At 56.4% G+C, this 7,742-nt stretch carries 7 protein-coding genes and 1 pseudogene; 3 read left to right on the top strand and 5 right to left on the bottom strand.

Annotation, left to right across the window (positions count from 1 at the left end; translation table 11 throughout):
- Positions 1-213: 213 nt before the first annotated feature.
- Positions 214-1,224, bottom strand: coding sequence for an ATP-dependent 6-phosphofructokinase (locus Q0Z70_RS12475; protein ID WP_298074989.1), 1,011 nt, complete (start codon positions 1,222-1,224; stop codon positions 214-216).
- Positions 1,225-1,382: 158 nt separating this feature from the next.
- Between Q0Z70_RS12475 and Q0Z70_RS12470 the strand changes: the two genes are divergently transcribed.
- Together Q0Z70_RS12470 and cysS are read left to right on the top strand one after the other, a co-directional pair.
- On the top strand, positions 1,383-2,921 hold the full coding sequence (locus Q0Z70_RS12470; RefSeq protein WP_298074987.1) for a GH3 auxin-responsive promoter family protein: 1,539 nt from the start codon (positions 1,383-1,385) through the stop codon (positions 2,919-2,921).
- Between the two features lie 4 nt (positions 2,922-2,925).
- The gene (gene cysS, locus Q0Z70_RS12465; protein ID WP_298074985.1) at positions 2,926-4,401 is read left to right on the top strand and encodes a cysteine--tRNA ligase; all 1,476 of its coding nucleotides are present in this window, start codon (positions 2,926-2,928) and stop codon (positions 4,399-4,401) included.
- Between the two features lie 6 nt (positions 4,402-4,407).
- On the opposite strand, the gene Q0Z70_RS12460 is transcribed toward cysS, so the two are convergent.
- Positions 4,408-5,322: an ion transporter gene (locus Q0Z70_RS12460; protein WP_298074991.1), complete on the bottom strand. Its 915-nt coding sequence runs from the start codon at positions 5,320-5,322 to the stop codon at positions 4,408-4,410.
- Between the two features lie 241 nt (positions 5,323-5,563).
- On the opposite strand from Q0Z70_RS12460, the gene Q0Z70_RS12455 reads away from it, so the two are divergent.
- Positions 5,564-6,598, top strand: a complete 1,035-nt coding sequence (locus Q0Z70_RS12455; RefSeq protein ID WP_298074983.1) for a linear amide C-N hydrolase — start codon at positions 5,564-5,566, stop codon at positions 6,596-6,598.
- Positions 6,599-6,630: 32 nt separating this feature from the next.
- Here Q0Z70_RS12455 and Q0Z70_RS12450 read toward each other — a convergent pair whose 3' ends face one another.
- From Q0Z70_RS12450 to Q0Z70_RS12440, 3 genes and pseudogenes are all read right to left on the bottom strand, one after another.
- Positions 6,631-6,849 (bottom strand): hypothetical protein, encoded by a 219-nt coding sequence (locus Q0Z70_RS12450; RefSeq protein WP_366807319.1) that lies wholly within the window; start codon positions 6,847-6,849, stop codon positions 6,631-6,633.
- Entirely contained in the window at positions 6,842-7,159 is a 318-nt protein-coding gene (locus Q0Z70_RS12445) for a helix-turn-helix transcriptional regulator (RefSeq protein ID WP_298074982.1), read from the bottom strand. The genes Q0Z70_RS12450 and Q0Z70_RS12445 overlap by 8 nt, the downstream gene beginning before the upstream one ends.
- 235 nt (positions 7,160-7,394) lie before the next feature.
- Positions 7,395-7,742, bottom strand: a pseudogene (locus Q0Z70_RS12440) (DUF5106 domain-containing protein); the annotation flags it as partial.

Below are 7,742 nucleotides of genomic sequence, written 5' to 3'. Positions count from 1 at the left end.
ATTAACTTAAACGATTAGACCCCCTTCAGAACACCTTCTGGCGGGGGTTCGGAGTACCCTTTTCCGGCGAAGGCAAAGGGGAGGAAAACGGCCGGAACGTGCGCTGTTTTTGTTGTTATTTTTTATCGTTTCAGCGGGAAACTTCGAAGGATTCAGGATGGATAGTGCCTGTTCCGGCGGGAGCCGACCGCAGCCCGCCACGAAAAGCCGCCATCAACCGAAGCAGACACCCATCCGACGCCCTTGCACGACCAAGTCATTGTCTTCCGTCACCGATTTCAACTTTCCGGCCACTTCTTCAAGCGGAAGAGACGAAATACGGTTGCCCTGCAAAGCGACCATCCGCCCGAACCGGCCGCCGGCTATCAGTTCCGTAGCATGACCACCCATGCGAGTGGACAGGTTGCGGTCGAAAGGCGTCGGAGAACCGCCGCGCTGGATATAGCCAAGCACGGTCTCGCGCGTCTCGATGCCTGTTTCGTATTCTATTTCCTGGGCGATGTACTCTCCGGCCCGTTTCCGCCCGTCGGTCGGAATGCCTTCGGCCACCACCACAATGGAGTAAGGACGCCCCTTGCGCAGACGATCCAAAATCACTTCCCCTATATTATGGATGGAATAGGGAATTTCCGGTATCAGAATGACATCCCCGCCTCCGGCCATCCCCGAATACAGGGCAATCCAGCCGGCCTTATGCCCCATTACTTCGATGACCATCACGCGCCTGTGCGAACTTGCCGTAGAATGCAGACGGTCGATGGCATCGGTCGCAATGCTCACCGCCGTATCGAAGCCAAAGGAGAAATCCGTTCCCCAGACGTCGTTATCAATGGTTTTCGGCACGGACACGATGTTGACACCCATCGCCGCAAACTTGGCAGCGGTCTTCTGCGTACCGTTTCCACCGATACATACCACGCAGTCCAGCCCCAGCTCCTTGATATTCTGGATGATCAGCGCCGGCTTGTCCACACCGTCCATCAGGCCTCCCCGCTTGAAGGGTTTCTCCCGCGACGTACCGAGCACCGTCCCTCCCAGCGTCAGCAGCCCGGAAAGGGAATCTTCCGTAAACGTCTCTACATCTTTGGTCAGCAGGCCCTGAAAGCCGCTATGAATGCCTATCACCTCCATGCCATAGTGGCGGATAGCCGTCTTACACACCCCGCGAATGGTCGCATTAATTCCCGGACAATCTCCTCCTGAAGTCAAAATACCAATTCTCATTACAATACCTCCGCTTCTCCTTCTTTCTCCTTTCGGAAAACCTATTTTATCGTTATGTCGCAAATGCAGCCGTAAAGGTAGAAAAAAAACAGAAAAAAGATAGAGATGACCGGAAATAAGATTACTTTTGCGTGCAATATCCGATTTCAATAAGAAAAATGAACATAACACGATTTCTCAACCATATCTATTTCAAATCCCGTGCGGAGGAAATAGACCGATATGCCGGACACGCCGGAGAGATACAACATCGTGTACTGATGCGTCTCGTCGGCAAGGCGGCCCGGACGGAGTGGGGCCGGAAGTACGACTTCCGTTCCATACATACCTACGAAGACTTCAAGAACCGCCTGCCTATCCAGACTTACGAAGACATAAAGCCCTACGTGGCCCGTCTGCGCGCCGGAGAGCAGAACCTGCTGTGGCCGTCGGAGATACGCTGGTTCGCCAAGTCGTCGGGCACGACGAACGACAAGAGCAAGTTCCTGCCCGTCAGCCGGGAATCGCTGCACGACACGCATTATCGCGGCGGTCAGGATGCCGTAGCCCTCTACCTGCGGCAGAACCCCGAAAGCCGCTTCTTCTCAGGCAAGGGACTGATTTTGGGCGGAAGCCATGCTCCCAACCTGAACACGAACCGCAGCCTCGTGGGCGACCTGTCGGCCATTCTGATGGAGAACCTCAACCCGTTGGTCAACTACATCCGCGTACCAAGCAAGCAGACGGCCCTGATGGAACACTTCGAACCGAAGATGGAAGCCATTGCCCGCGAAACCATCCATGCCAACGTCACCAACCTGTCGGGCGTGCCGTCGTGGATGTTAGTGCTCATCAAGCACATTCTGGAGAAGACCGGCAGGCAGAGCTTAGAGGAAGTGTGGCCCAATCTGGAAGTCTTCTTTCACGGCGGCGTAGCCTTCACGCCCTACCGCGAGCAATACAAGGAGGTGATACGCAGCAGCAAGATGCACTACGTGGAGACTTACAACGCCTCCGAAGGCTACTTCGGCACGCAGAACGACCCTGCCGACCGCTCCATGCTGCTGATGATAGACTACGGCGTCTTCTACGAGTTCATCCCGTTGGAGGACATCGGCAAGGAAAGCCCGCGCATCTGCTGCCTCGAAGAAGTGGAATTGGACAAGAACTATGCCTTAGTCATCTCCACCTCGGCCGGACTCTGGCGATACATCATCGGCGACACGGTGAAGTTCACCGGCAAGCGTCCCTACAAGTTCATCATCACAGGGCGCACCAAGCACTTCATCAATGCCTTCGGCGAAGAGCTTATCGTGGACAATGCCGAGAAGGGACTGGCCAAAGCCTGCACCGAAACGGGTGCCCGCATCACGGACTACTCCGCCGCTCCGGTGTTCATGGACGCGAATGCCAAGTGCCGCCACCAGTGGCTGATTGAATTCGCCCAGATGCCCGACGACCTCGGCAAGTTCGCCCGTATCCTGGACAACACGCTGAAGGAAGTCAACTCCGACTACGAGGCCAAACGACAGAATGACCTGGCCCTGCAACCGCCGGAAGTCATCGCGGCACGCCCCGGCCTCTTCCACGACTGGCTCGACCGGAAGGGCAAGTTAGGCGGCCAGCACAAGATACCCCGCCTGAGCAATACGCGCGAGTACATCGAAGAAATGCTCCGCCTGAATGAAACCAATAAGCAATCGGAACTAAAAGCCTGACAATATGGAACATCAACTGACAATCTACAACACGCTGACCCGCAGGAAGGAACTGTTCAAACCGCTGCACGCCCCGCATGTAGGCATGTACGTCTGCGGCCCCACCGTGTACGGCGACCCGCACTTGGGACACGCCCGCCCTGCCATCACCTTCGATATTCTTTTCCGCTACCTCAAGCACTTAGGATACAAAGTGCGCTACGTGCGCAACATCACCGACGTGGGCCATCTGGAGCACGATGCCGACGAAGGCGAGGACAAGATCGCCAAGAAGGCCCGCCTGGAGCAGCTGGAGCCGATGGAAGTGGCACAATACTACGCCAACCGCTACCACGAGGCGATGGACGCACTGGGCGTGCTGCGCCCCGGTATCGAACCGCAGGCCAGCGGACACATCATCGAACAGATTGAGTTGGTAAAGGAAATCCTGAAGAACGGCTATGCCTACGAAAGCCGAGGCTCCGTGTACTTCGACGTAGCCAAGTACAACCGCGACCACCACTACGGCAAGCTGTCGGGACGCAACCTGGACGACGTGCTCAACACCACCCGCGAACTGGACGGACAGGACGAGAAGCGCAACCCCGCCGACTTCGCCCTGTGGAAGAACGCCCAGCCCGAACACATCATGCGCTGGCCCTCGCCCTGGGGGAACGGCTTCCCCGGCTGGCACTGCGAGTGTACGGCGATGGGCCGCAAGTACTTGGGCAGCCACTTCGACATTCACGGGGGCGGCATGGATCTCATCTTCCCCCACCACGAATGCGAAATCGCACAGAGCGTAGCCAGTCAGGGCGACGACATGGTGCACTACTGGATGCACAACAACATGCTGACCGTCAACGGACAGAAGATGGGCAAAGCCTACAACAACTTCATCACGCTGGAGCAGCTCTTCACCGGCACACACCCCCTGCTGGAGCAGGCCTACACCCCGATGACCATCCGCTTCTTCACCCTGCAAGCCCACTACCGCAGCACCGTCGACTTCGGCAACGAGGCACTGAAGGCGGCCGAAAGGGGACTGGCCCGGCTGATGGATGCCGTGAGCGGAATGGAGAAGATAACCCCCGCACCGGCATCGACGGTCGACGTAAAAGCCCTGCGCGAGAAGTGCTACGACGCCATGAACGACGACCTGAACACCCCCATCGTCATCGCACACCTGTTCGACGGCGCCAAGATGATTAACAACATCCTGGCAGGCAACGATACCGTCACCGCCGCCGATTTGGAAGAACTGAAAGCGCTCTTCCGCCTGTTCTGCTTCGATATTCTGGGGCTGAAAGCCGAGAACGCTTCAAACGCCGCCCGTGAAGAAGCCTTCGGCCGTGCAGTGGACATGCTGCTGGAAGAACGCGCCAAGGCCAAGGCCAACAAAGACTGGGCCGCGAGCGACAAGATACGCAACGGACTGACGGCCCTCGGCTTCGAAATCAAGGACGGCAAGGAAGGTACGGAATGGAAATTGAACAAGTAGCCCTTCTCATTCCTTTTCGGGACGGTCTTCCTCGGTCTCTTCAATCCTCTTCAGTGTGCGGCCGCAGTGCCAGCAGAAGGTGGCGGTGTCTCCGTGCCCTTCCGTTCCGCAATACGGGCACCGGCGTGCGGCGGCATGCGCCTTGCGGATCTCGTTGTGCATCTGCGCCGACACGATGCCCGTCGGCACGGCGATAATCGTGTAGCCCAGCAGCATCGTCATGGCCGAGAGGAAACGTCCCAACGGTGTCACCGGCGTGATGTCGCCGTAGCCTACGGTCGTCACCGTGACGATGGCCCAATAGATGCTGTTGGGAATATTGCTGAACGACGTCCCTTCCATGTTCCCCTCCACGATATACATGACTGTCCCTATAATCATCACCAATATCACGACGAAGAGGAAGAACACCAATATCTTGTTGATGCTCCGCCGCAACGACACCAACAGCAGGTTGCCCTCCTCGATGATGGAGTGCAGCTGGAAGACATGCAGCGCGCGGATCAGCCGGAACATGCGGATGATGAGAAAATGCCGGATGCTCGGAAAGAAAAGCCCGATATAGAACGGCACCGTCGCAAGCATGTCGATGATGCCGAAAAAGCTGGAGATATAGCGTTCGGGACGGGGCGAGCAGTAGATGCGCGCCAAATACTCGATGGAAAAAGCGAAAAGGAAAAGATACTCCAGCACCTTCAGCACCAGGCTCACGGCATAGGGAAAGGAATGGATGCTCTCAAGCATCACCACGAAAACCATCCCCGCAATGGAGGAGAGAAGGATATGTTCGAACTGCTTCCCCCTGGGAGTGTCCGGTTCGAAGAGCAGCACGTGCAGCTTCCGCTTCAGCTCGTCGTTGTGGAGAAACCGCGTCAGGGGGCGGCAGAGCTTTCGGAATAGGTTGTCTATCTGTTTCTTCATCATTACAGCGGTAATCATTGTACTGCGCGCAAATATACTCAATATTCCATAATCCCCAAAGATAACCCTCACAAAATCATCGTCTCGCGGAATTTTATGCCGCAACGCTTTTTATATCCGTCGAAATACGTACCTTTGTCCCCGCAGCGGATTGTCTGCCGGACAATCGCCGCCGGCCGAAGACTTCGGAGACGGTCTTCGTAACAGAAATACATTAGATTTACATTCAAACATTTGCATTATGAAAATTCGGGTCTTTCTATTCGCTATGCTCACGGCACTGCTGGCCGGTACGGGCGTACATCCGTGTTCACGTGTGGTATTTCAGGGCAAAGACAGCCTGACGGTCGTGGGGCGCACCTTAGACTGGCGGACGCCCATTCCCACCAATCTCTATGTCTACCCGCGAGGCATGCAGAAGGCGGGAATGCCTTCGGGCAACACGCTGCACTGGACTTCAAAGTACGGGTCGGTGCTCGCCGTGTCATACGACGGCGGCGTAACGGAGGGAATGAACGAGATGGGGTTAGTGATGAACGCCCTCTTCTGCAAGGGCACGGTCTACGCCACTTCGCACGACGGCAAGCTGCCCGTGATGAGCTTGGCCGTACTGATAAGCTATTTCCTCGACAACTTCGCCACTGTGGCCGAAGTGGAAAAATGGTTGGCCGAAACGCCCTTCGCCATCTATGGGGAGAGCTTCGACGAAGGCACGACGGCGGCGCTGCACTGGGCCGTCACCGACCGTTCGGGAATGACCTTGGTCATGGAGTTTCGCGACGGCAAGCTGAACACCTACGCCTCGCGCGACTATCAGGTGCTGACCAACAACCCGCCTTTCGAACAGATGCTCGCCATCGACGCCTACTGGCAGCAGATGGGCGGCACGAACACGTTGCCCGGAACGGTGCGCAGCGCCGACCGTTTTGTCCGGGCCTCGTTCTTCATCGACCACATCCCCGCCGACGTGGATAACCGCACGGCTGCGGCTGCGGTGCTCAGCGTCTTGGGAACCGTCTCCGTGCCGCTCGGCTATACCGTAGAAGGAGAGCCCAACCTTTCGTCCACGCAATGGCGAAGCGTTGCCGACACGAAGAGCCTCCTCTATTATTTCGGTTTCTCCTCCCAGTTCGCCGCGTTCTGGATCGACCTGAAAAGCCTCGACCTGACGCCCGGCGCTCCGGTGCGCAAGCTCGACACTTCGAAGGAGACCGACCTTAGTTTCTGCGTGAACGACCGGCTGGTATCTGCCAAGCCCTTCACTCCCATGTGGTAGGAGCGCCGCCTTAAACAGGCGCCGCTCCTCGTTTAGGGAAGTGTCCGTTTCATTCTTTCGAACACATCATCCGCCTCCTCTTTGTCGAGGCCGGCGTTTGCGGCAACGGCGATTAAATCCGCCTTGGTCGGTTCGATGCTGTCATGGATGGAGGTCGTATGATAGCCGTTCATTCCGTCGCTCGGCAGCAGGTCGAATGCAGGAGCAAAACGCCCGTCCCACCGGACTTCTACCGATTGGATGCTATTCATTTTTCTTGCCCCGTTTGCGTTTCACTTCAGTTTCAGCAAGTACCTCGTCGAGCGACTGATACTGCTTCTGCGTAAACAATGCTTCAAAATCGTTCAGGGCGTTGAGTGCAAAAGCAATCTGCAACAGTCCTTTCAACGATATTTCGCCAATCCGTTCAAATCTGCGGTATGTCGGCAGCTTGATGCCGGCACGGACGCACAGTCCTTCCTGCGTCAGATTCATTTCCAACCGCCGCGCCTTCACCTGTCTGGCTATGTGCATCGCCACATCCTGCGGCGCTCTGTTGATAACCGATAATATATTATCCATTGTTTGAAATAGTTCAATGCTACTGATACAATAATATCATTTGCAAAGATACTACTTTTTCTGAAATAAAGGCCTCAATTCATTCTTTCTTACGAGGCAAGAACGCACTTTATGAAGGGTTAAGGAAGCACTTCATTAGAGGATAAGGGAGCACTTTGTCAGGGTGTAAGGAAGCACTTCGTCAGGGGGCAAGGAAGCACTTCCTTAAGGAGTAAGAAACAGGCGGTACCGCGCTTCATTTAGAAAGGTATTCGGAGAGACGGGCAGGCGTAGTGTCTTTAAGAACAACGCGCCGCGAGGCATCCAGGAGGTAGAGCGCCGGAAGGTTGCGCAGCACGTAGAGGTCGCGCGTGTAGATCGTGCCGTTGTCGAAGCCCACCGTCCATGCGGAGGGCAGGCGGTCGAGAGTGCGGAGCCATGACGCACGGTCGTTGCCGTCGAAGCCTGCATAGACTGCCACGACGACAAGGTCGCCCCGTGCAACGGCACCGTTCAGCAGCGGCGAGCCGGACAGTTCGGCGATGGTCTGCATGCAGTGGTCGCAGTCGGGGTCGTAGAAGAGCAGCAGCATCGGCCGGCCCTG

The sequence above is a fragment of the uncultured Bacteroides sp. genome (assembly GCF_947632445.1).
GTDB lineage: Bacteria > Bacteroidota > Bacteroidia > Bacteroidales > Bacteroidaceae > Bacteroides.
The sequence above is the reverse complement of the archived record's forward strand: the minus strand, read 5'-3'. Positions and strand labels throughout refer to the sequence as shown.

What these genes read in the sequence shown, in the direction of transcription:
- Q0Z70_RS12450 (WP_366807319.1), bottom strand. Translation starts at nt 6,849, where the DNA reads ATGAATAGCATCCAATCGGTAGAAGTCCGGTGGGACGGGCGTTTTGCT.
- Q0Z70_RS12475 (WP_298074989.1), bottom strand. Translation starts at nt 1,224, where the DNA reads ATGAGAATTGGTATTTTGACTTCAGGAGGAGATTGTCCGGGAATTAAT.
- Q0Z70_RS12445 (WP_298074982.1), bottom strand. Translation starts at nt 7,159, where the DNA reads ATGGATAATATATTATCGGTTATCAACAGAGCGCCGCAGGATGTGGCG.
- Q0Z70_RS12460 (WP_298074991.1), bottom strand. Translation starts at nt 5,322, where the DNA reads ATGAAGAAACAGATAGACAACCTATTCCGAAAGCTCTGCCGCCCCCTG.
- Q0Z70_RS12455 (WP_298074983.1), top strand. Translation starts at nt 5,564, where the DNA reads ATGAAAATTCGGGTCTTTCTATTCGCTATGCTCACGGCACTGCTGGCC.
- cysS (WP_298074985.1), top strand. Translation starts at nt 2,926, where the DNA reads ATGGAACATCAACTGACAATCTACAACACGCTGACCCGCAGGAAGGAA.
- Q0Z70_RS12470 (WP_298074987.1), top strand. Translation starts at nt 1,383, where the DNA reads ATGAACATAACACGATTTCTCAACCATATCTATTTCAAATCCCGTGCG.